The organism is uncultured Arenimonas sp. (genome assembly GCF_963976025.1).
Lineage (GTDB): Bacteria > Pseudomonadota > Gammaproteobacteria > Xanthomonadales > Xanthomonadaceae > Arenimonas.
In genome coordinates, this window is record NZ_CAXBJS010000040.1 from 1 (window position 1) to 19845 (window position 19845).

Sequence of the window (19845 nt, forward strand, 5' to 3'; positions counted from 1 at the left end):
GTCCAGGAACGGAAAACGCGCGGCCAGCGACGTCGCCAGTTCGGGTTCGGCCTCGATGCGGCCGACCACGGCCAGCAGCGCGTCGATGACGGTATTGCCGGTGACGTGGATCGAACCGGCCGGCAGGTTTTCCGCCAGCAGGTTGTCGCGCGAACGCGCGGTGGGCGCGAAGTGCAGCGTGGTGATGGGCGCGGTCAGGCGGCGGTTGGCTTCTTCCGGCCAGGGTGCCTGCAGGTCGCCCGTGCGCAACCCGGCTTCGACGTGGCCGACCGGCACGCGGGCGTAGAACGCCGCCAGCGCGGTGGCCAGCGTGGTCGAGGTGTCGCCGTGCACCAGCACCAGGTCGGGCCGGCGCGCTTCAAGCACGGTGCTCATGCCGGTGAGGATGCGCGCGAACAGGTCGGGCAGCGACTGCCCGGGCGCCATCAGGTCGAGGTCGTCGTCGGGCACCAGGCCGAACAGGTCGAGCACCTGGTCGAGCATCTGCCGGTGCTGGGCGGTGACGCAGACCAGGGTTTCAAGGCCGGGCGTGGCCTTTAGCGCGGCCACCACCGGCGCCATCTTGATGGCTTCGGGACGTGTCCCGAAGACCACCATGATCCGCCGCGGGGCCGCGTCGGAAGCGCTCGTCAAAGCGCCTTCTCCAGCTCCGGCACGATCTGGAACAGGTCGCCGACCAGGCCGATGTCGGCGATCTCGAAGATCGGCGCTTCCGGGTCCTTGTTGATGGCGACGATGGTGCCCGCGTCCTTGATGCCGGTCAGGTGCTGGATGGCGCCCGAGATGCCGATGGCGATGTACAGGTCGGGCGCGATGATCTTGCCGGTCTGGCCGACCTGCAGTTCATTGGGCACGTAGCCGGCGTCGACCGCGGCGCGCGAGGCACCGACGGCGGCGCCCATCTTGTCGGCCAGCGAGTAGATGATCTTGAACGCGTCGGGCGAACCCATGGCGCGGCCGCCGGAAATGACCTTGTTGGCACCCTGCAGGTCGGGGCGGTCGGACTTGCCCTGCTTGAGTTCGACGAAGCGGGTGTGCTCGGGCAGCTTGGCGTCCACCGAAGCGGCTTCAACGGCCGCGCTGCCGCCTTCGCCGGCCTGCGGCCAGGACGCGGTGCGCACGGTGGCCACCACGGTCATCGAAGACGGCGCCTCGACGGTGATGATGGCGTTGCCGGCGTAGATCGGCCGCTTGAATACGTGCGCGGATTCGACCGCCATCACGTCCGACACCTGGGCCACGCCCAGCAGCGCCGCGACGCAGGGCATCAGGTCCTTGCCGAAGGTGGTCGAGGGGCCGAAGACGTGCGAATAACCCTCGGCCAGCTTCGCGACCTGCGGCGCCAGCACCTGGGCGATGGGATGCGCGTTGGCGGCATTGGCGACCGTCAGCACCTTGGCGACGCCGTCGATCTTCGCCGCTTCGGCGGCGACGGCATCGGGCGCGTCGGACAGCACGGCCACGTGGATTTCAGCGCCTTCGATGGCCTGGGCGCAGCTGACGCAGCGCGCGGTCGAGGCATTGAGCTTGCCGTCGAGGTGTTCGGCAACAATCAGGATCTTGCTCATGTCTGGATCTCCTTAGGCCAGGCCCTTGGCCTTGAGGGCCGAGACCAGCTCGGCGACGTCCTTCACCATCACGCCCTTGCTGCGCTTGGCCGGCGGGGCGTAGGTGGTGGTCTTGAGGTGGTTGCCGTCCTCGACGCCGAGGTCGGCGAAGTTGATGGTTTCCATGGGCTTGGACTTGGCCTTCATGATGTCGGGCAGCTTGATGAAACGCGGCTCGTTCAGGCGCAGGTCGGTGGTGATCACCGCCGGCAGCTGCACTTCCAGGGTTTCCAGGCCGGCATCGACCTCGCGCATGACCACGGCGGTGCTTTCGGTGGCGTCGACCTTGCCGGCGAAGGTGGCCTGCGGGCGGCCCCACAGGGTGGCCAGCATCTGGCCGGTCTGGTTGGCGTCGTCGTCGATGGCCTGCTTGCCCAGCAGCACGATCTGCGGCTGTTCCTTTTCCACCAGCTTGAGCAGGGCACGGGCCGCGGTAAGCGGCTGCACCGGCTGGTCGGTGACCACGTGGATGGCGCGGTTGGCGCCCATGGCCAGGCCGTTGCGCAGGTGCGCCTGGCAGTCGGCGGGGCCCAGGGTGACCACCACCACTTCCGTGGCGATGCCCTTGTCACGCAGGCGCAGGGCCTCTTCCAGGGCGATGTCGTCGAAGGGGTTGGCGGAGAGCTTCACGCCCTCGGTGACCACGCCCGAACCGTCGGGCTTTACCTGGATGCGGACGTTGTAGTCCACCACCCGCTTGTAACCGACCAGAATCTTCATAAACGTTGCGCTCCGTTCCGGTGGGCGCCCGTGGGGAGCGCCCGCAAGTAGAATCGGCAATTCTACCTTGGCCGCTGGTGCCGGGGGCGTGCACGGGGGCGGTGGACCGTATGGTGGCGGGCTTGGGTTGGCAGGCGTGGCTGACGATCGGCGTGGTCCTGGCCACGCTGGGCCTGCTGTGGTGGGGCCGGCTGGGCCCGGACAAGGTGCTGGCCGGGGCCGCGGGCCTGCTGATGCTCTCTGGCGTGCTTACCCCGGCCCAGGCCCTGGCGGGCTTCTGGAACCCGGGCGTGCTGACCGTGGCCGTGCTGTTCGTGCTGGTGGCGGCGCTGCGCAGCACCGGCGCCATCCACTGGATCGGCCGCGGCGTGCTGGGGCCGCCGCGCGGCGAACTGCGGGCCCGGCTGCGGCTGTCGGGCCTGGCCGGCGTGCTCAGCGCCTTCGTGAACAACACCCCGATCGTGGCCACGCTCACCTCCGCGGTGGAAACCTGGAGCCGGGCCAGCGGCGTGCCGCCTTCCAAGCTGCTGCTGCCGATGAACTACGCCACCATCCTGGGCGGCATGTGCACGCTGCTGGGCACCAGCACCAACCTGATCGTGGCCGGCCTGGTGGTGGCGCACGGTTTGCCGGCGATGGCCATGTTCGACCCGTTCCCGGTCGCTTTCCCGGTGCTGCTGGCCGGCCTGCTTTACCTGGCCGTGGCCAGCCGCTGGCTGCTGCCGGTGCGCCGTTCGGCCTTCGACCAGGCGGCCCAGGACGCCAGGGAGTACGCGGTGGAAATGCTGGTCACCGAGGGCGGCGGCCTGGCCGGCAAATCGGTCGCCGCGGCCGGCCTTCGGCACCTCAAGGGCAGCTTCCTGATCGAACTCTCGCGCGCACGCGACCTGCTGACCGCGGTCGGCCCCGACACCGTGCTGCGCGCGGGCGACCGGCTGGTCTTCGTCGGCGGCACCGACGCGGTGCGCGAACTGCGGCGAATTCCCGGCCTGCGCCCGGCCACCGACCAGTGGTTCAAACTCGACACGGTCAGCGGCAAGCGCCACCTGGCCGAGCTGGTGCTGTCGCGCTTTTCCCCGGCGGTTGGCCACACGCTGCGCGAGTCGGGTTTTCGCGACCGCTACGGCGCGGTGGTGATCGCGGTCAACCGCCACGGCCAGCGCCTGCACCAGAAGCCCGGCGACGTGGTGATGCAGGCCGGCGACACCCTGCTGGTGGAAACCGAGCCGGATTTCACGGCCCGCTTCGGCACCGCCTCGGACTTCCTGACGGTCACCCTGCTCGACGGCGAGCGTCCGGTGGACCGGCGCCGGGCGCTGACCACCCTGGGCATCCTGGGCGTGATGGTGCTGGCCAACTCGGTGCTGGGGCTGCCGATCCTGTGGTCGGCGGTGGGTGCCGCCCTGGCCGTGGTGCTGGCGCGCTGCGTGAGGCTCACGGAGCTTTGGCGCAGCCTGGACCTGCGCCTGCTGCTGGTGATCGCCTGCTCGTTCGCGCTGGGCGCGGCGGTGGACCGCACCGGCGTCGCGGCGGCGGTGGCTTCGGGGCTGGGCGGGCTGGCGGGATCCGACCCCTTCGCCAGCCTGGTGCTGGTGTACGTGATGGCGGTGGCGTTCACCGAACTGCTGACCAACAACGCGGCGGCGATCCTGCTTTTCCCCATCGCCGTCGGCGTTTCCGGCCAGCTGGGCGTGAGCCCGATGCCCTTCGTGATAGCGCTGATGATCGGCGCCTCGGCGGGTTTCATGACCCCCATCGGTTACCAGACCAACCTGATGGTCTACGGCCCCGGCGGCTACCGCTTCGGCGACTACGTGCGCCTGGGCGCGCCGCTGTCGCTGGTGGTGGGCCTGGTGGCGCTGTGGCTGATACCGCGGTTCTTTCCGTTCTAGCGTGGGCCATGGCCTGTCTATACTGCCCCTGATGCCGCACAAACCTTCGATATGACCGTCAACGAACGCCTGTCCCACCTCGACCGCCTCGAAGCCGAGTCGATCCACATCCTGCGCGAGGTGGCGGCCGAGTTCCGCAACCCGGTGATGCTGTATTCGGTGGGCAAGGACAGCTCGGTGCTGCTGCACCTGCTGGTGAAGGCCTTCGCGCCGGCGCGGCCGCCGATCCCGCTTCTGCACGTGGACACCGGCTGGAAGTTCCGCGAGATGATCGCCTTCCGCGACCGCCGCGCCGCCGAAACCGGTGTGTTGCTGCACACCCACACCAATCCCGAGGGCAAGGCCCAGGGCGTCAGCCCGGTGACCCACGGCGCCACCGTGCACACCGACGTCATGAAAACCCAGGCGCTAAAGCAGGCGCTGGACCAGTGGGCCTTCGATGCGGCCATCGGCGGCGCCCGCCGCGACGAGGAAAAATCCCGGGCCAAGGAGCGCGTGTTCTCCTTCCGCAACGCCCAGCACCGCTGGGACCCCAAGACCCAGCGCCCGGAACTGTGGGACCTGTACAACGCCCGCATCCACAAGGGCGAAAGCGTGCGGGTGTTCCCGATCTCGAACTGGACCGAGCTCGACGTCTGGCTGTACATCTTCCGCGAGAACATCCCGGTGCCTTCGCTGTACTTCGCTGCCGAGCGCCCGGTGGTCGAACGCGACGGCGCGCTGATCATGGTCGACGACGATCGCCTGCCATTGCGCGAAGGCGAGAAGCCGCAGATGCGCAAGGTGCGCTTCCGCACGCTCGGCTGCTACCCGCTGACCGGCGCGATTGAATCCGAGGCCGATACGCTTGAAGCGATCATCGCCGAGATGCTGGTCGCCACCACGTCCGAACGCCAGGGCCGGGTGATCGACCAGGACCCGTCGGCGTCGATGGAAAAGAAGAAGCAGGAGGGCTATTTCTGATGGCCATCGAAAAGCCCACGGCACCTGTAGGAGCGCCTTCAGGCGCGAATCTTCCCTTTGTCGAAGGCAAAGGCTTCGCGCCTGAAGGCGCTCCTACAAATGCCTCGCTGGTTGCGGATTACCTGCGCCAGCACGAAACCAAGGGCCTGCTGCGTTTCATCACCTGCGGCAGCGTCGACGACGGCAAGTCCACCCTGATCGGCCGGTTGCTGCACGACACCAAGCGCCTGTTCGACGACCAGGTCGCCGCGCTGGAAGCCGACAGCCGCCGCCACGGCACCCAGGGCGAAGCCATCGACTTCGCGCTGCTGGTGGACGGCCTGTCGGCCGAACGCGAGCAGGGCATCACCATCGACGTGGCCTACCGCTTCTTCGACACCGATCGGCGCAAGTTCATCGTCGCCGACTGCCCGGGCCACGAGCAGTACACCCGCAACATGGCCACCGGCGCCTCCACGGCCGACCTGGCGGTGGTGCTGGTGGACGCGCGCAAGGGCCTGCTTACCCAGACCCGCCGGCACAGCTACATCGTGTCCTTGCTGGGCATCCGCCACGTGCTGCTGGCGGTGAACAAGATGGACCTGGTGGACTACGACCAGGCGGTGTTCGACGACATCGTCGCCGGTTATGCCGGCCTGGCGAAACAGCTCGACATCCCGCACGTGCAGGCCATCCCGCTGTCGGCCCTGCGGGGCGACAACATGACCGGGGCCTCGGCGGCGATGCCCTGGTATACCGGCCCCAGCCTGCTTGAACACCTGGAAACGGTGGACGCGCGCCGGGACGGCAGCGAGGTCGGTTTCCGGCTGCCGGTGCAGTGGGTCTGCCGGCCGAACCAGGATTTCCGCGGCTTCGCCGGCAGCGTGGCCGCGGGCGAGGTCAGTCCCGGCGATGCCGTGGTGGTGCTGCCCTCGGGCCGGCGTTCGACCGTGGCGCGCATCGTCACCGCCGACGGCGACCTGCCGCGCGCCATCGCTGGCCAGGCGATCACCCTGGCGCTGGCCGACGAAGTGGACGTGAGCCGCGGCGACGTCATCGCCGCCGCAGACCGCGCGCCGCAGGTGGCCGACCAGTTCGCCGCCCACCTGCTGTGGATGGGCGACGCGCCGCTGCTGCCGGGCCGGCCGTACTGGCTCAAGATCGGCGCGCGCACGGTCAGCGCCCAGGTCACCGAGATCAAGCACAAGGTGGACGTGAACACCCAGGCGCAGCTGGCGGCCAAGTCGCTCGAGCTCAACGAGGTCGCCTACTGCAACCTGGGCCTGGACCAGGCCATCCCCTTCGAGGCCTACCGCGACAACCGCACGCTCGGCGGCTTCGTGCTGGTCGACCGGCAGAACAACGCCACCGTCGCCGCCGGCACCCTGGACTTCGCGCTGCGGCGCGCGGCCAACATCCACTGGCAGCCGCTGGAAGTGGACAAGGCCGCGCGCGCGTCGATCAAGGCGCAGGCGCCGCGCTGCCTGTGGTTCACCGGCCTGTCGGGCGCGGGCAAGTCCACGGTCGCCAACCTGGTCGAAAAACAGCTGCTGGCCAAGGGGTTCCACACCTACCTGCTCGACGGCGACAACGTGCGCCACGGCCTGAACAAGGACCTGGGTTTCACCGACGAGGACCGCGTCGAAAACATCCGGCGCGTGGCCGAAGTCGCACGCCTGATGACCGATGCCGGGCTGATCGTGCTGGTGAGCTTCATCTCGCCCTTCCGCGCCGAGCGACGCATGGCCCGCGAGATGTTCCCGGAAGGCGAGTTCATCGAAGTGTTCGTGGACACGCCGCTGGCCGAAGCCGAACGCCGCGACGTCAAGGGCCTCTACGCCAAGGCCCGCGCCGGCAAGATCAAGAACTTCACCGGCATCGATTCGCCCTACGAGGCGCCGGAAAACCCGGAGATCCACCTGGCCGGCGGCGAAGAGTCGGCCGAGGTGATGGCGAAGCGCGTCATCGACCGATTGCTGGATTAAGGGGCAGTTGTAGGAGCGCCTTCAGGCGCGAATCTTTTGACTTTGCCCTCGGCAAAGAAGGGATTCGCGCCTGAAGGCGCTCCTACAATTTGCGCAGGCGCTGGGCGAGCACGTCGGCGAAACGCGCAGCGGCGCCTTCGCCATAGGGCAGGAACACCGACGGTTCGGTGAGTTCGAGCTCCAGCAGCTGCGGGCCGGTGGCCGAGGGCAGCAGGTCGACGCGGGCGTACACCAGGGTTTCGAAGGGCAGGCTGGCCAGCACGGCGGCGGCCAGCGCGTGTTCGGCGTCGGAGGGTTCACGCGGCTGGATGTGTTCTTCCTTGAACAGCGCCCGCGTCGGGCCCTCGCCGCGGCGCAGCAGCGGCGCCTTGCGGATGGCGTGGCTGAAGCGGCCTTCGAAGAACAGCAGGGCCGTTTCGCCGTGTTCGTCCACCGCGTGCAGGTAGGGCTGCACCAGCACGTGGCGGCCGGCATCGAGCAGGCGGCGGACGTGGGCGATGGCCGCCTCGCGTTCGCTGCGCTGGTAACGCTGGGCGTCGCGCGAGCCGGCGCCGACGGTGGGCTTGACCACGAATTCCTCGAGGTCGGGCAGGGACGCGGGATCGTCGCCGGGCGCCAGGAAGTGGCTTTCGATCACCGGCAGCCCGCGTGCGGCCAGGTCACCCAGGTAACGTTTGTCGGTGTTCCAGCGTACGACCTCGGGCGGGTTCCACAGGCGCGAAAGCGACTGCACCCGGTCGCACCAGGCCAGGAATTCCGGCAGCCGGTCCATGTAGTCCCAGGTCGAGCGCAGCAGCACCGCGTCGAAGCGGCCCCAGCTGACGGTCGGGTCGTCCCAGGCCAGCACCTGCGCGTCGATGCCCGCGGCCAGGCAGGCCTGCTGCAGGGGCGCCAGGTCTTCGTCCAGAGACAGGGCGGCAATGGCGGTCGCGAGTGCGAGCTTCACAGGTTCTGGTAGTTCGGCCCGGCGCCACCTTCCGGCGTCACCCAGTTGATGATCTGGTACGGGTCCTTGATATCGCAGGTCTTGCAGTGCACGCAGTTCGCCGCGTTGATCTGCAGGCGCTTGCCCTTGTCGTCCTCGACGATTTCATACACCCCGGCCGGGCAGAAACGCTGGCAGGGGTTGCCGTACTCCTCGGCGCAGCGGCTGATGCAGACGTCGGGGTCGGTGATCTGCAGGGGCACCGGCTGGTCTTCGTCATGTTCGGTGGCGGCGAAATAAACGCCGGCCAGGCGGTCGCGCGGTGCCAGGGTGCGATCGACGTAGTCACGAAGCGGTTTTTCGGCTTCGTCGAGCTTCTGCAGCGCGCTCCAGTCCGGATGGCAGCGCCAGGTCCAGGGCGACAGCCCGGCGGTGGCGGTTTCCCAGGCCGAATTGACCAGGCCGAACCACAGGCCCTTCTTGAAGCCCGGCTTGATGTTGCGGACCTTGCGCAGTTCGGCCATGACCGGCGACGCGCGCAGCTTGGCGTCGAAGCCGGCGGCGGCGGGTGCGTCCTGGCCGGCCAGGTGTTCGGCCGCCAGCATGCCGCTGCGGATCGCCTGGTGCGTGCCCTTGACCTTGGGCACGTTGAGCAGGCCGGCGGTGTCGCCGATGAGCAGCGCGCCGGGCATCTCGACCTTGGGCAGGGACTGCCAGCCGCCGGTGACGATGGCGCGGGCACCGGCGCTGAGGATTTCGCCGCCCTCGAGCAGCGGCTTCACCATCGGGTGGTGCTTGAACTGCTGGAAGGCTTCGTAGGGTTTGTATTCGGGGTCGCGGTAATCGAGGCCCGAAACGTAGCCGATGGCCACGCGGTCCTTGTCCAGGTGGTAGATGAAGCTGCCGCCGTAGGTTTTGCTGTCGGCCGGCCAGCCGAAGCTGTGGAAGATCCTGCCGGGCTGCACGCGGCCGGCGGGCAGTTGCCAGAGTTCCTTGATGCCGATCGAATAATTCTGCGGGTCCGACTCCGCGTCCAGGCCGAACTTGCGGACCAGCTGTTTGGTCAGGTGGCCACGGGCGCCTTCGGCCATCACGGTTACCTTGGCCCGGATGTCGATGCCCTGGGTGTAACCGGCCTTGTGCGAACCGTCCTTGGCCACGCCCATGTCGCCGATGCGCACGCCACAGACGGCGCCGGCCTCGTCGAAGAGGGTTTCGGCGGCGGCGAAGCCGGGGGAGATCTCGACGCCCAGGGCCTCGGCCTGCGGCGCCAGCCAGGCGCACATGGCGCCCAGCGAGACGATGAAGTTGCCGTGGTTGGACATGCCCGGCGGGATGACCGGGAACTTGTTGCCGCCAGTCTTGGTGAGGTACCAGAATTCGTCGTCCGTGGCCGGCACGCAGACCGGCGGCGGGTTGTCGCGCCAGCCCGGCAGCAGGTCGTCGAGCGGGCCGGGTTCGATGACCGCACCGGAGAGGATGTGGGCGCCGATGGTCGAGGACTTTTCGATGACGCAGACCGACAGCTCCGGTTTGAGCTGCTTGAGCCGGATAGCGAAGGACAGGCCGGCCGGGCCTGCGCCCACGGTCACCACGTCGTATTCCATCACGTCACGCTCACTCATCCCGACAGCCTCCCTACGCTTGAGTCTGGATTGTCCCGGTTTGCCGACGGGCGGGCAATCAAGGACACTGCGGGGCCAGTCAAGCCACGGAAACATGCGCGCATGACCGCCAGCCCCGACGACCTGCGCCAGGCCCCGCTGTATCGCGTCCTGCACGCCCTGGCCCGCGGTGAAACCACCAGCGAAGCGCTTACCGGCGCCTGCCTGGCGGCGATCGCACGCGACGGCCATCTCAATGCCTGGACCTGGGTCGATTCGGCCGGGGCCATCGCCGCCGCCCGCGCCAGCGACGACCGCCGCGCCGAGGGCAAACCCCTGGGCCGGCTGGACGGCGTGCCCATTGCCATCACCGACGCCTTCGACATCGCCGGCATGCCCACCGGCCTGGGCCTGCCCGGGCACCCGGGCCTGGCCGCCGAAGACGCCCAGGTGGTGCGCCGCCTGCGCGGCGCCGGCGCCGTGTTCCTGGGCAAGACCAATCTCGACGAGGCCGCTTTCGGCACCGTCGGCCGCAATCCGCATTTCGGCGACGTACGCAATCCGCGCCTGCCCGACCGCGCCGCCGGCGGCGCTTCGGGCGGTTCGGCGGCGGCGCTGGCCGCCGGCCACGCGGTGGTGGCCCTGGGCGTCGACACCCTGGGCGCGACCCGCATCCCGGCCGCGTTCTGCGGCCTGGTCGGGCACAAGCCGACCCTGGGCGAACTCAGCGCCCGTGGCATGGCCGCGGCGCTGCGCCGCCTGGACTGCCCCGGCCTGCTGACGCGGGCGGTGCAGGACGTGGGCCTGGTGCTGCCGGTGCTGGCCGGTTACGACGCCGGCGACCCGCGGTCACGCAAACGCCGCGTGCCGCTGGCGCCGCCGGACTGGGTGCCGGGCGAGCTCAAGGCCGGCGTGGTCACCGACCTGGCCGCGATGGGTGCCGATGCCACGGTCGTTGAAAATTTCAGCGCCCTGATGGCGCGGGTGGCGCCGGTGTTCGGCAGCGCGCTGCCTGTGGCGCTGGAAGTGGCGCCGCTGGACGTTGCCGAAACCCGGCGTGCGGCGCTGCTGCTGATGGAAGCGGAAATCCTGGCCGCCCACGAGTCGCGCCTGGGCGGCGCTTCGCAACGCCTGATGGGCTTGCTGGACTTCGCCAAGCGCAAGTCGGCCGCCGACGCGGCGCGCGCGCACCGCCGCCTGGACGGCCACATCGTCAAGGTGCGGCGTTTGTTCGAACAGTTCGACGTACTGCTGCTGCCCACCGTCTCGACGGTGCCACCCGCCTGGGGCGCGGCCGAGCCGGCCCACCTGGCCGACCTGACCGCCCTGGCCTCGCTGGCCGGCTGCCCGGCGCTCAGCCTGCCCTTGCCCGACGGCCTGGGCCTGCAGTTGGTCGGCGCGCCGGGCAGCGATTTGCGCCTGCTCGAACTCGGCGGCGTGCTGGCGTCCGTCGCGGACACCGGTGAGTAACAGCGCAAACGCGATTCCTGAAGCGACGCTTTTCCCCGGCTGGCTGCCAGCCGGCGAGGCCGATGCGCTGTTGGCCGACTTGCTGGTGCAAGTGCCGTGGGAGGTGCATCGGATACGGATGTTCGGGCGGTGGGTGGATTCGCCGCGACTGAGCTGCTGGATCGGCGATCCGGGCACGGGCTATGTGTATTCGGGCGCGCGCTTCGAGCCGCAGCCCTGGCCACCGGCGCTGCAGGCCCTGCGTGAACGTATCGACGCCGCGGCGGGCGTGGCGATGAACAGCGTGCTGGCCAATCTTTATCGCGACGGGCGCGACGCCATGGGCTGGCACAGCGACGACGAACCCGAGCTTGGTCCGCGGCCGGTGATCGCCTCGCTGAGCCTGGGCGGCACCCGGCGTTTCGTCTTCAAGCACCGGCGCGATGCCGCCCGAAAGTTCGAGCTGCCGCTCGAACACGGCAGCCTGCTGCTGATGCAGGGCGACACCCAGGCCGGGTGGAAACACGCCCTGCCGCGAACCGCGCGCCCGGTGCCGGCGCGCGTGAACCTTACTTTTCGGCGGATTCTTCCGCGGGTTCTCTGAGCGACTTCTGGCCTTCGACCAGCGACCAGCCGACGATGTCGGCGCCGATGGCCGACAGGGCGTCGCCGAAAGCAGCCACCACCGGTTCGATGTCGGCGCCGCCGGGCGTGACTTCGGTGCGGAAACGGCGCGCCGCGACCAGGCCGCCATTGCCGCGGTGTTTCACCAGACGGGCCTGGATCTCGACGACGACCTTGGGCGAGCCGCCTTCGTAAACCGTTTCGAAGGCGCGCAGGTCGGTGTAGAGCCCGAAGTCGCCGCGTCCCCCGCCCCAGCGGCTGACGGCCTGGATCTTGCCGGAATCCTCGAAGGCTTCGACCAGCGCCAGCTGCACCATCTCGGGTGCGGTGTCGGCCCAGCGCGCGCCCTTGTACGTCTGCAGGCGGTCGGGCGACGGCCGCACCGCGATGCGCTGGGAGTCGAGCAGGGCATGGGTGTCGGGCGTGCCGACGGTCAGCTGCCAGTCCACCGCCGGCCAGGCCGGGTCGGCCTGGATGCCGGTCTGCGGCGAATAGATGCTGACTTCGGTCTTGGGGCCGCCGATCGCGGCGCAGCCGGCCAGCAGGACCAGCGCGGCAAGCGGCGCGAAACGTTGGGAACGGATCATGGTTCGAACTCCTCGGGTTCTTCGCGGCCGAGCAGGTAGCCGGCCGGATTGTTCTCGAGCTTGTTGGCGAGATCGTCGATTTCGCGGATCAGGCCGCGCAGCTGGCGCATGGTCGGGCCGACCTGGCCCAGGCCGTCCTGGCTGAACTCGGCCCAGGAATCGCGGTTCTCGTTGAGGATGCCGTTGGCGTTCTTGCTGGCCGATTCAAGCTGGCTGAGCGTGGAATCGAGCTTCTCCACCAGCGCCGGCAGCTCCTGCACCAGGCCCTTGTCGAGGTTGTTGATGGTGCGGTCGGCGCTGGCCAGGGTGGCGTCGAGTTTCTCGCTGGCGGCGCGGGCGTTCTGGATGAGCGCGGAGATTTCCTCGCGTTCGGCGGCGATCGAGCCGGTCACCTGGTCGAGCTGGTCCAGGGTGCGGGTGATGCGTTCGACGTTGGCGTCGCTGAGCAGGCGGTTGATGCGCTCGACGATTTCGTTGGCGGTGGCGGCGATGTTCTGCAGGGCCGAGGGTTCGGTCTGGATCACCGGCACGTCCTTGTCGCTGCCGCCTTCGAGCCGCGGTGCGCCGGGGCTGCCGCCGCTGAGCTGGATGACCGCGACGCCGGTGAGGCCGGTCATGGTGAGCTTGGCGCGGGTGTCGGTGCGCACCGGGGTGTCGGCCGACAGGCGCACGCGGGCGACGACCTTGCGCGGGTCGTCCTTCATCAGCGACAGCGCGCGGACTTCGCCGACGCTGATGCCCGAATACAGCACCTGGCTGCCGGTGCTCAGGCCGGTGACGGCCTCCTGGAAGACGACGTCGTATTCGGCGTAGGCCTTTTCGGTGGTGTACTTGGCCATCCACAGTGCGAACAGCACCGCGAACAGGCACACGGCCAGCGTGAAGGCGCCGATGAGTACGTGGTTGGCGCGGGTTTCCATCTCAAGCCTCCTTGGCCAGGGCAGCCTGCGCAGCGCGTCCGCGCGGGCCGTGGAAATATTCCTGCACCCACGGGTGGTCGAATTTTTCGACCTCGGCCAGCGGGGCATTCACCAGGACACGCTTGTCGGCCAGCACCGCGACGCGGTCGCAGATGGCATACAGGGTGTCGAGGTCGTGGGTGATGAGGAAGACGGTAAGGCCCAGCGCGCGCTGCAGGGTCTTGATGAGTTCGTCGAAGGCGGCGGCGCCGATCGGGTCGAGGCCGGCGGTGGGTTCGTCCAGGAACAGCAGCGCCGGGTCCAGTGCCAGCGCCCGGGCCAGGGCCGCGCGCTTGCGCATGCCGCCGGAAAGCTGGGACGGCAGCTTGGCGCCGGCGTCCTCGCCCAGGCCGGACATGCGGATCTTGAGCATGGCCAGGTCGTGGATCATGTCCTCGGGCAGCTCGGAATAGTGCTCCTTGAGCGGCACCGAGACGTTTTCGGCGACCGTCAGCGACGAGAACAGGGCGCCGTTCTGGTAGAGCACGCCGGTGTTGCGTTCGATCAGGCCCGCTTCACGGGCACGGTCGGACAGCGCGTCCACGCCCAGTACTTCGATTTCGCCGGCCTGCGGCGTGCGCAGGCCGAGGATGGCGCGCATCAGCACCGACTTGCCGGTGCCCGAACCGCCGACCACGCCGATGATCTCGCCGCGTTCGACGTCCAGGTCGAGATTGTCGTGAACCACCTGCTCCCCGAAGCTGTTGCGCAGGCCGCGCACGCGGATGGCCGGCGCCGACGGGTCGATGTAATCGTCGGTCACCAGTTCATCTCCATGAAGAACAGGGCCGCGAACGCGTCGAGCAGGATCACCAGGGAGATCGTCTGGACCACGCTGGAAGTGGTCCGCTCGCCGACCGACTGTGCCGTTCCCTGGACCTGGAAACCTTCCAGACAGCCGATCAGCGCGATGACCATCGCGAAAATGGGCGCCTTGGAAACACCGACCCAGAAGTGGCGCATTTCCATGGTGTCCTGCAGGCGCTGCATGAACATGTCCGGGCTCATGCCCAGGCTGGCGACGCTGACAGCCATGCCGCCGGCGATGCCCGCGACCATGGCCAGGAAGGTCAGCAGCGGCAGCATCACCAGCAGGGCGGTGAGCCGCGGCAGCACCAGAAGTTCGATCGGGTCCAGGCCCAGGGTGCGGATGGCGTCGATCTCCTCGCCGCTCTGCATCGCGCCGATTTGCGCGGTGAAGGCGCTGGCGGTGCGGCCGGCCAGCAGGATGGCGGTAAGCAGCACGGCGAATTCGCGCAGGAAGGCGATGCCGACCAGTTCGACCACGAAGATCTCGGCGCCGAAGTCGCGCAGCACCGTCGCGCCCAGGAAGGCGATGACCGCGCCGACCATGAAACTGAGCAGCAGCACCAGGGGCACGGCGTCGAGGCCGACCTGTTCCATGTGGTGCACGGTGGACGTTACCCGGAAGCGGGCCGGGCGCAGGATCACGCCCAGGCCGGTCTTGAGCGTCAGGCCCAGGAATCCGACCAGGGCCAGCACTTCGCGGGTGTAGTCCTCGACGGCGTAACCCATGCGCGCCAGCATTTCCTGGACGCCGTAGTCCTTGCGTTTGACCCGCGGCGGGTTCTCGCAGATCGAACGCACGGTTTCCGTCAGTGGCTGGTGCATCGGCTTCACGTCGACGGTGGCCAGGCCCAGGCCGACCTTCACCGCATAGCGCGAGAGCATCATGGCGCCGGCCGAATCCAGGCGGCCGATGTCGCGGCCGTCGATGTCCTCGGCTGATTCCGGGGCCTTTTCGATGAGCGCCAGCATTTCCCCGGCATGCGCCAGGGTCCAGTCGCCGCGGGCGATCAGGATGCCCGGGTGACGTTCGCTGGTTTCAATTCGGGGGCCTTGGCTCATCAACTCGTGCGGGGGCGCGGGGAGGGCCTCAGGATAGCCGAAACATGCCATGCTTCCCCGCCATGAACGCCCCGGTCCTCACCAGCCAGGCCCAATACGAGGCCCAGGCCGACTTCGTGGCCGAACTGGCCATGCGCCTGCATGTCTACGGCACCACCGCCCAGCGCCTGGAAGCGGCCGTCGAGGGCGTGGCCAACCGGCTGGGCCTGGACCTGGAAATCTGGTCGAACCCGACCGGCATGATCCTGAGTTTCGCCGACCCGGTGCGCGGCCAGCAGAACGGCATCACCCGCGTCATCCGCCTCGACCCGGGCGAACAAAACCTGGCCAAGCTGGCGGCCACCGACGCGATTACCGAAGACGTGCTGCTTGGCCGCCACGACCTGGCCGCCGGTGTCGCCGCACTGCGGGCGCTGGACCGCCCCGACCCCGCGCGTGCCCGGGTGCTGGCGGCGCTGAGCTTCGGCCTTTCCGCCGGTGCGGTGGCGGCCCTGCTGGGCGCGGCTTTGCCGGGCGTGCTGACCGCCGGCCTGATCGGGCTGGTGATGGGCGCCATGGCGGTGCTGGCCAAGGACCGCCCTCGCCTGAATGAGGCCCTGGAGGCCATCGCGGCCCTGGTGGCGACCCTGCTGGCGGCGGTGGTGGCGACCTTCATCGAGCCGATCGCCTTCAAGACGGTGATCGTGGCTTCGCTGATCGTGCTGATGCCAGGCCTGATGCTGACCAACGCCGTCAGCGAACTGTCGGCCCAGCACCTGGTGTCGGGCACGGCGCGTTTCGCCGGGGCGCTGATGATCCTGCTCAAGCTGACCTTCGGCACCGTGGCCGGTATGCAGATCGTGCGGGTGCTGGGCTGGCTGCCCCAGGACGCCCTGCCGGTGCCGCTCTCGGCCATGGGCGAACTGGCTTCGCTGGCGGTGGCGGCCTTCGCGTTCGCGGTGTTGTTCCAGGCCGCCCGGCGCGATTACCCGCTGGTGATGGCCTCGGTGTTCCTGGGTTATGGCCTGACCCGCCTTGGCGGCGAAGTGCTGGGCCTGGCCTCGGAAAACTTCGCCGGCGGTGCCTTCTTCGCCGGCATGGGCGTGGCCGCCATCAGCAATGCCTACGGCCGCTGGCGCAACCGGCCCGGCGCCCTGATCCGGGTGCCGGGCATCATCCTGCTGGTACCGGGCAGCATGGGTTTCCGCAGCCTGAACTTCGTCATGGAACGCGACGTGTTCCTGGGCCTGGACACCACTTTCGCCGTGCTTTCGGCCCTGGTCGCGCTGGTTGCCGGACTACTGTTCGGCAACCTGCTGGTGCCGTCGCGGCGGAACATTTGATTTTTGCCGGGTAACTCCGCGGCAAAAACCGACTTATTTGTTGATCGCGAAGTCTTCGAGTTTCTTGCCGCGGGCCAGTTCGGCCGAGAGCCACTTGGGCGGCATGCCGCGGCCGGCCCAGGTCTGGGAGGGTTCGGCCGGGTTGCGGTACTTCGGCGGCACCTTGGTGCCCTTGGCGCTGGACTTGCGGGTGCCGGCGGACTTCTTCGCGGCGGTGCCGGCCTTTTCCCGGACCTGGCGACCGGTATTGAAGAGTTCGTCGACCGTATAACCCTCGGCCTTGGCCAGCGAAACCAGCTTCTTGCGCACGGCGGCGACCGGCTTGCGCTTGGCCAGGGTCTTCTTGCGCTTGTTGGCCTTGGCGATCAGGGCCTGGAGTTCCTTGGCCGAAAGGCCTTCGAGATTGATGCTCATGGGGTTTCCTTGGGTTGCCTGAAAAGGGTGGGCGAAAGCCCGGCAAACCCCATGGTAAACCTTTCGGCAAGGCCCGATGAACCCGGGGCAGGTTTTGCCCCGGGTTTCCGACAATCAGCCGGGTGGATTTCTCAGGTCAGGCCCAGGCGTTCGCGCAGGGCGGCCAGGTCCAGGTTTTCGCTGTCACTGTCGCGGCGGCCCCGGTACTCGTAGGTACCCGCTTCCAGGCCCCGGCCCGACACCACCACGCGGTGCGGGATGCCGATCAGTTCGATGTCGCCGAACATCACGCCGGGGCGCAGGCCGCGGTCGTCGAGCACCACTTCCAGGCCGGCCGACTGCAGCTGTTCGTAAAGGGCGACGGCGGCTTCGACGACGGCCGGGTCGTTCTTCGGGTTGATGATGCAAACGGCCACCTGCCAGGGCGCCATCGGCGCCGGCCAGATGATGCCGCTGGCGTCGTGGTTCTGTTCGATGGCGGCGGCGACGATGCGCGACACGCCGATGCCATAGCAGCCCATGTGCATCACCTGGGCCTTGCCGTCCGCATCGAGCACGGTCGCCTTCATCGCCTCGGCGTATTTCTGGCCCAGCTGGAACACGTGGCCGACCTCGATGCCGCGGGCGATGCCCAGGCGACCCTGGCCGTCGGGCGAGGGATCGCCCTGCACGACGTTGCGGATGTCGGCCACCACGTCGGGTTCGGGCAGGTCGCGGCCCCAGTTCACGCCGGCCAGGTGGTAGCCCTTGCGGTTGGCGCCGACCACGAAGTCGGCCATGGCGGCGACGCTGCGGTCGGCAACCACGGTAATGGGTTTGGCGGGTTTCACCGGCCCCAGGAAACCCGGCTCGCTGCCCAGGTGTTCGGCGATCTCGGCTTCAGTGGCCAGGCGGTAGTCGGCCAGGCCGGCCAGCTTGGCCAGCTTGATCTCGTTCACCGAGTGGTTGCCGCGCACCAGCGCCAGCACGAAACCCTGCTCGCCAACCAGCGCCACCGACTTGACGGTGCGCACCAGCGGGATATCGAGCAGGGCGGCGACGTCTTCGCAGGTTTTCTGCGTGGGCGTTTCGATTTCGCGCAGGTCTTCGGTCGGGCCCGGGCGCGGGCCGGGCGACACGGCCTCGGCCATTTCCACGTTGGCGGCGTAATCGCCGTTGTCGGAGAACGCGATGGCGTCTTCGCCCGAATCGGCCAGCACGTGGAATTCATGCGAGGCGCTGCCGCCGATGGCGCCGGTGTCGGCGTTCACGGCCCGGAAGTGCAGGCCCAGGCGGGTGAAGATGCGGGTGTACGCGTCGTACATCGCCTGGTAGGTGTCGGCGAGACTCTCGTGGCCAAGGTGGAAGGAATAGGCGTCCTTCATCAGGAACTCGCGCGCGCGCATGACGCCGAAACGCGGGCGGATTTCGTCGCGGAACTTGGTCTGGATCTGGTAGACGTTCAGCGGCAGCTGCTTGTAGCTGCGCAGCTCGGCGCGGGCGAAGTCGGTGACCACTTCTTCATGCGTGGGGCCGTAGCAGAACTCGCCGTCCTTGCGGTCCTTGATCTTGAGCAGCTGGCCGCCGAACTTCTGCCAGCGGCCGGTTTCTTCCCACAGCTCGCGCGGCTGGATGGACGGCATCAGCATTTCGATGGCGCCGGCGCGGTTCATTTCCTCGCGCACGATGGCCTCGACCTTGCGCAGCACGCGCCGGCCCAGCGGGGTCCAGGTGTAGAGGCCGGCGGCCAGCTTGCGGATCATGCCGGCACGCAGCATCAGCTGGTGGCTGACGACCTCGGCGTCGGCGGGGGTTTCCTTGCTGGTGCTGAGGTGGAACTGGGAAAGGCGCATGCGGGGACCGGGCAATGAATCGGGTCGGCCATTGTACCGGGCACCCGACTCCCTTGGCGGCCCCGCGTGGCGGGCCTTATTCGCCGTCGGCGACCGGTTCGCAGTAGGCGGTGACCTGGCGCTGGGCCGCTTCGCGGTTCGTGGCGCGCTCTTCGTCGGTCATGACGTCGGGCTCGCCGTCGCCGTCACGGTCGAAGGTCACCTTCTGGGGCGAATTGAGCACGGCGAGGTTGGCCTGGGCCCGCTCGCAGGAAATCTGCGCGGGGGTCTTGGCCGGCGCGCCTTCTTCTGCCGGGACCTCGTCCGGTTCGTTGATTCCGACCTGGTGGCGCTCCGAGCCGGACATTTCGAGCTGGGAATACACGGTTTCGCCGGAGGCGCCCTTGGACTTGTAGACCGTGGTCTTTTCTTCGGCGTGGGCCAGCCCCGCGCACAGCGTGGCGGCGACGAGGATCGGAAGGGCAAGGCGGTTCATGGCGGACTCCGGGGGCAATCGTGCGACCGTGATACCACCGCCGCCCGGACCCCGCAAGGCAAGACTATGGGCGGCCGGGGCTAGCCGCTACACTGCCGGTCATGGACCTGAACGAAGAACCCGGCCCCGCGCGCGGCCGAGGCATCTACCTGCTGCCCAACCTGCTGACCACCGGCGGGCTGTTTGCCGGCTTCTACGCCATCCTGGCCGCGGCCAGCGGCAACTTCGAAAACGCCTGCATCGCGGTTTTCGTGGCTGGCCTGTTCGACGGCATCGACGGTCGGGTGGCCCGCCTGACGGGCACCACCAGCGAATTCGGGGTCCAGTACGACTCCCTGGCCGACCTGGTGAGCTTCGGCATGGCGCCTTCCCTGGTGATGTACCACTGGGCCCTGGTCGGCTTCCAGGCCGACGGCCCGGTGCTGGCCAAGGTGGGCTGGGCGGCGGCCTTCCTATACGCGGCCTGTGCGGCGCTGCGCCTGGCCCGCTTCAATACCCAGGTGGGTTCGACCGATAAACGCTGGTTCATCGGCCTGGCCAGCCCGGCTGCGGCGGGCTTCGTCGTTTCCTTCGTCTGGGCGATGAATACCTTCGGCTACAGCGGCCAGGGCCTGCGCTGGCTGGCGCTGTCGGTCACCG

The 19845-nt window shown here is 68.7% G+C and carries 18 protein-coding genes and 1 pseudogene; 7 read left to right on the plus strand and 12 right to left on the minus strand.

Annotated features, from left to right (window positions below):
* The 3 genes from wecB to AACZ35_RS04835 form a co-directional block, all read right to left on the minus strand.
* The coding region (gene wecB / locus AACZ35_RS04825) for a UDP-N-acetylglucosamine 2-epimerase (non-hydrolyzing) (RefSeq protein WP_339826670.1) at positions 1–633 on the minus strand (633 nt) is incomplete at its 3' end.
* Positions 630–1568: an electron transfer flavoprotein subunit alpha/FixB family protein gene (locus AACZ35_RS04830; protein ID WP_339826672.1), complete on the minus strand. Its 939-nt coding sequence runs from the start codon at positions 1566–1568 to the stop codon at positions 630–632. The genes AACZ35_RS04830 and wecB, both read right to left, overlap by 4 nt.
* Before the next feature lie 12 nt (positions 1569–1580).
* Positions 1581–2327: an electron transfer flavoprotein subunit beta/FixA family protein gene (locus AACZ35_RS04835; protein ID WP_339826674.1), complete on the minus strand. Its 747-nt coding sequence runs from the start codon at positions 2325–2327 to the stop codon at positions 1581–1583.
* 122 nt (positions 2328–2449) lie between these two features.
* Between AACZ35_RS04835 and AACZ35_RS04840 the strand changes: the two genes are divergently transcribed.
* The 3 genes and pseudogenes from AACZ35_RS04840 to cysN all read left to right on the plus strand — a co-directional run bounded on the left by AACZ35_RS04840 (position 2450) and on the right by cysN (position 7146).
* On the plus strand, positions 2450–4219 hold the full coding sequence (locus AACZ35_RS04840) for an SLC13 family permease (protein ID WP_339826676.1): 1770 nt from the start codon (positions 2450–2452) through the stop codon (positions 4217–4219).
* A gap of 48 nt (positions 4220–4267) precedes the next feature.
* A pseudogene (cysD, locus tag AACZ35_RS04845) lies at positions 4268–5182 on the plus strand (sulfate adenylyltransferase subunit CysD); the annotation flags it as partial.
* Positions 5182–7146: a sulfate adenylyltransferase subunit CysN gene (cysN, locus tag AACZ35_RS04850; protein ID WP_339826678.1), complete on the plus strand. Its 1965-nt coding sequence runs from the start codon at positions 5182–5184 to the stop codon at positions 7144–7146. The pseudogene cysD and the gene cysN, both read left to right, overlap by 1 nt.
* An 82-nt stretch (positions 7147–7228) precedes the next feature.
* On the opposite strand, the gene AACZ35_RS04855 is transcribed toward cysN, so the two are convergent.
* Together AACZ35_RS04855 and AACZ35_RS04860 are read right to left on the minus strand one after the other, a co-directional pair.
* Positions 7229–8092, minus strand: a complete 864-nt coding sequence (locus AACZ35_RS04855; protein WP_339826679.1) for a hypothetical protein — start codon at positions 8090–8092, stop codon at positions 7229–7231.
* The gene (locus AACZ35_RS04860) at positions 8089–9696 is read right to left on the minus strand and encodes an electron transfer flavoprotein-ubiquinone oxidoreductase (RefSeq protein WP_339826681.1); all 1608 of its coding nucleotides are present in this window, start codon (positions 9694–9696) and stop codon (positions 8089–8091) included. Before AACZ35_RS04860 ends, AACZ35_RS04855 begins: the two co-directional genes overlap by 4 nt.
* 102 nt (positions 9697–9798) lie before the next feature.
* Between AACZ35_RS04860 and AACZ35_RS04865 the strand changes: the two genes are divergently transcribed.
* The gene (locus AACZ35_RS04865; RefSeq protein ID WP_339826683.1) at positions 9799–11145 is read left to right on the plus strand and encodes an amidase; all 1347 of its coding nucleotides are present in this window, start codon (positions 9799–9801) and stop codon (positions 11143–11145) included.
* On the plus strand, positions 11138–11728 hold the full coding sequence (locus AACZ35_RS04870; RefSeq protein ID WP_339826685.1) for an alpha-ketoglutarate-dependent dioxygenase AlkB: 591 nt from the start codon (positions 11138–11140) through the stop codon (positions 11726–11728). Before AACZ35_RS04865 ends, AACZ35_RS04870 begins: the two co-directional genes overlap by 8 nt.
* Here AACZ35_RS04870 and AACZ35_RS04875 read toward each other — a convergent pair.
* The 4 genes from AACZ35_RS04875 to AACZ35_RS04890 are packed head-to-tail and all read right to left on the minus strand — an operon-like array spanning position 11694 to position 15163.
* Entirely contained in the window at positions 11694–12335 is a 642-nt protein-coding gene (locus AACZ35_RS04875; RefSeq protein WP_339826687.1) for an ABC-type transport auxiliary lipoprotein family protein, read from the minus strand. The two genes, AACZ35_RS04870 and AACZ35_RS04875, sit on opposite strands and share 35 nt — an antisense overlap.
* Positions 12332–13255: an MlaD family protein gene (locus AACZ35_RS04880; RefSeq protein ID WP_339826689.1), complete on the minus strand. Its 924-nt coding sequence runs from the start codon at positions 13253–13255 to the stop codon at positions 12332–12334. Before AACZ35_RS04880 ends, AACZ35_RS04875 begins: the two co-directional genes overlap by 4 nt.
* A 1-nt stretch (position 13256) precedes the next feature.
* Complete coding sequence (locus AACZ35_RS04885; RefSeq protein WP_339826701.1) at positions 13257–14060, minus strand: ATP-binding cassette domain-containing protein; 804 nt, start codon at positions 14058–14060, stop codon at positions 13257–13259.
* Positions 14054–15163 carry an ABC transporter permease gene (locus AACZ35_RS04890; protein ID WP_339826691.1) on the minus strand — a complete coding sequence of 370 codons (1110 nt, stop codon included), beginning with the start codon at positions 15161–15163 and terminating at the stop codon, positions 14054–14056. The genes AACZ35_RS04885 and AACZ35_RS04890 overlap by 7 nt, the downstream gene beginning before the upstream one ends.
* A gap of 62 nt (positions 15164–15225) precedes the next feature.
* Here AACZ35_RS04890 and AACZ35_RS04895 point away from each other — a divergent pair, with 62 nt between their 5' ends.
* On the plus strand, positions 15226–16485 hold the full coding sequence (locus AACZ35_RS04895) for a threonine/serine exporter family protein (RefSeq protein ID WP_339826693.1): 1260 nt from the start codon (positions 15226–15228) through the stop codon (positions 16483–16485).
* Positions 16486–16518: 33 nt separating this feature from the next.
* Here the strand turns inward: AACZ35_RS04895 and AACZ35_RS04900 are convergent, their stop codons facing one another.
* From AACZ35_RS04900 to AACZ35_RS04910, 3 genes are all read right to left on the minus strand, one after another.
* On the minus strand, positions 16519–16899 hold the full coding sequence (locus tag AACZ35_RS04900; protein ID WP_339826695.1) for an H-NS histone family protein: 381 nt from the start codon (positions 16897–16899) through the stop codon (positions 16519–16521).
* Positions 16900–17030: 131 nt separating this feature from the next.
* A complete protein-coding gene (locus AACZ35_RS04905) occupies positions 17031–18731 on the minus strand; it encodes a proline--tRNA ligase (protein ID WP_339826697.1) in 1701 nt (566 codons plus the stop codon).
* Positions 18732–18807: 76 nt separating this feature from the next.
* A complete protein-coding gene (locus AACZ35_RS04910; protein ID WP_339826699.1) occupies positions 18808–19206 on the minus strand; it encodes a hypothetical protein in 399 nt (132 codons plus the stop codon).
* Positions 19207–19313: 107 nt separating this feature from the next.
* Here AACZ35_RS04910 and pssA point away from each other — a divergent pair.
* The coding region (gene pssA, locus AACZ35_RS04915; protein WP_339826703.1) for a CDP-diacylglycerol--serine O-phosphatidyltransferase at positions 19314–19845 on the plus strand (532 nt) is incomplete at its 3' end.

Excerpts from the sequence above, each read along its gene's own strand:
- AACZ35_RS04880 (WP_339826689.1), bottom strand. The coding sequence starts at position 13,255 with ATGGAAACCCGCGCCAACCACGTACTCATCGGCGCCTTCACGCTGGCC.
- AACZ35_RS04835 (WP_339826674.1), bottom strand. The coding sequence starts at position 2,327 with ATGAAGATTCTGGTCGGTTACAAGCGGGTGGTGGACTACAACGTCCGC.
- AACZ35_RS04865 (WP_339826683.1), top strand. The coding sequence starts at position 9,799 with ATGACCGCCAGCCCCGACGACCTGCGCCAGGCCCCGCTGTATCGCGTC.
- AACZ35_RS04910 (WP_339826699.1), bottom strand. The coding sequence starts at position 19,206 with ATGAACCGCCTTGCCCTTCCGATCCTCGTCGCCGCCACGCTGTGCGCG.
- AACZ35_RS04905 (WP_339826697.1), bottom strand. The coding sequence starts at position 18,731 with ATGCGCCTTTCCCAGTTCCACCTCAGCACCAGCAAGGAAACCCCCGCC.
- AACZ35_RS04895 (WP_339826693.1), top strand. The coding sequence starts at position 15,226 with ATGAACGCCCCGGTCCTCACCAGCCAGGCCCAATACGAGGCCCAGGCC.
- AACZ35_RS04830 (WP_339826672.1), bottom strand. The coding sequence starts at position 1,568 with ATGAGCAAGATCCTGATTGTTGCCGAACACCTCGACGGCAAGCTCAAT.
- AACZ35_RS04875 (WP_339826687.1), bottom strand. The coding sequence starts at position 12,335 with ATGATCCGTTCCCAACGTTTCGCGCCGCTTGCCGCGCTGGTCCTGCTG.
- AACZ35_RS04860 (WP_339826681.1), bottom strand. The coding sequence starts at position 9,696 with ATGAGTGAGCGTGACGTGATGGAATACGACGTGGTGACCGTGGGCGCA.
- AACZ35_RS04890 (WP_339826691.1), bottom strand. The coding sequence starts at position 15,163 with ATGAGCCAAGGCCCCCGAATTGAAACCAGCGAACGTCACCCGGGCATC.
- cysN (WP_339826678.1), top strand. The coding sequence starts at position 5,182 with ATGGCCATCGAAAAGCCCACGGCACCTGTAGGAGCGCCTTCAGGCGCG.
- AACZ35_RS04900 (WP_339826695.1), bottom strand. The coding sequence starts at position 16,899 with ATGAGCATCAATCTCGAAGGCCTTTCGGCCAAGGAACTCCAGGCCCTG.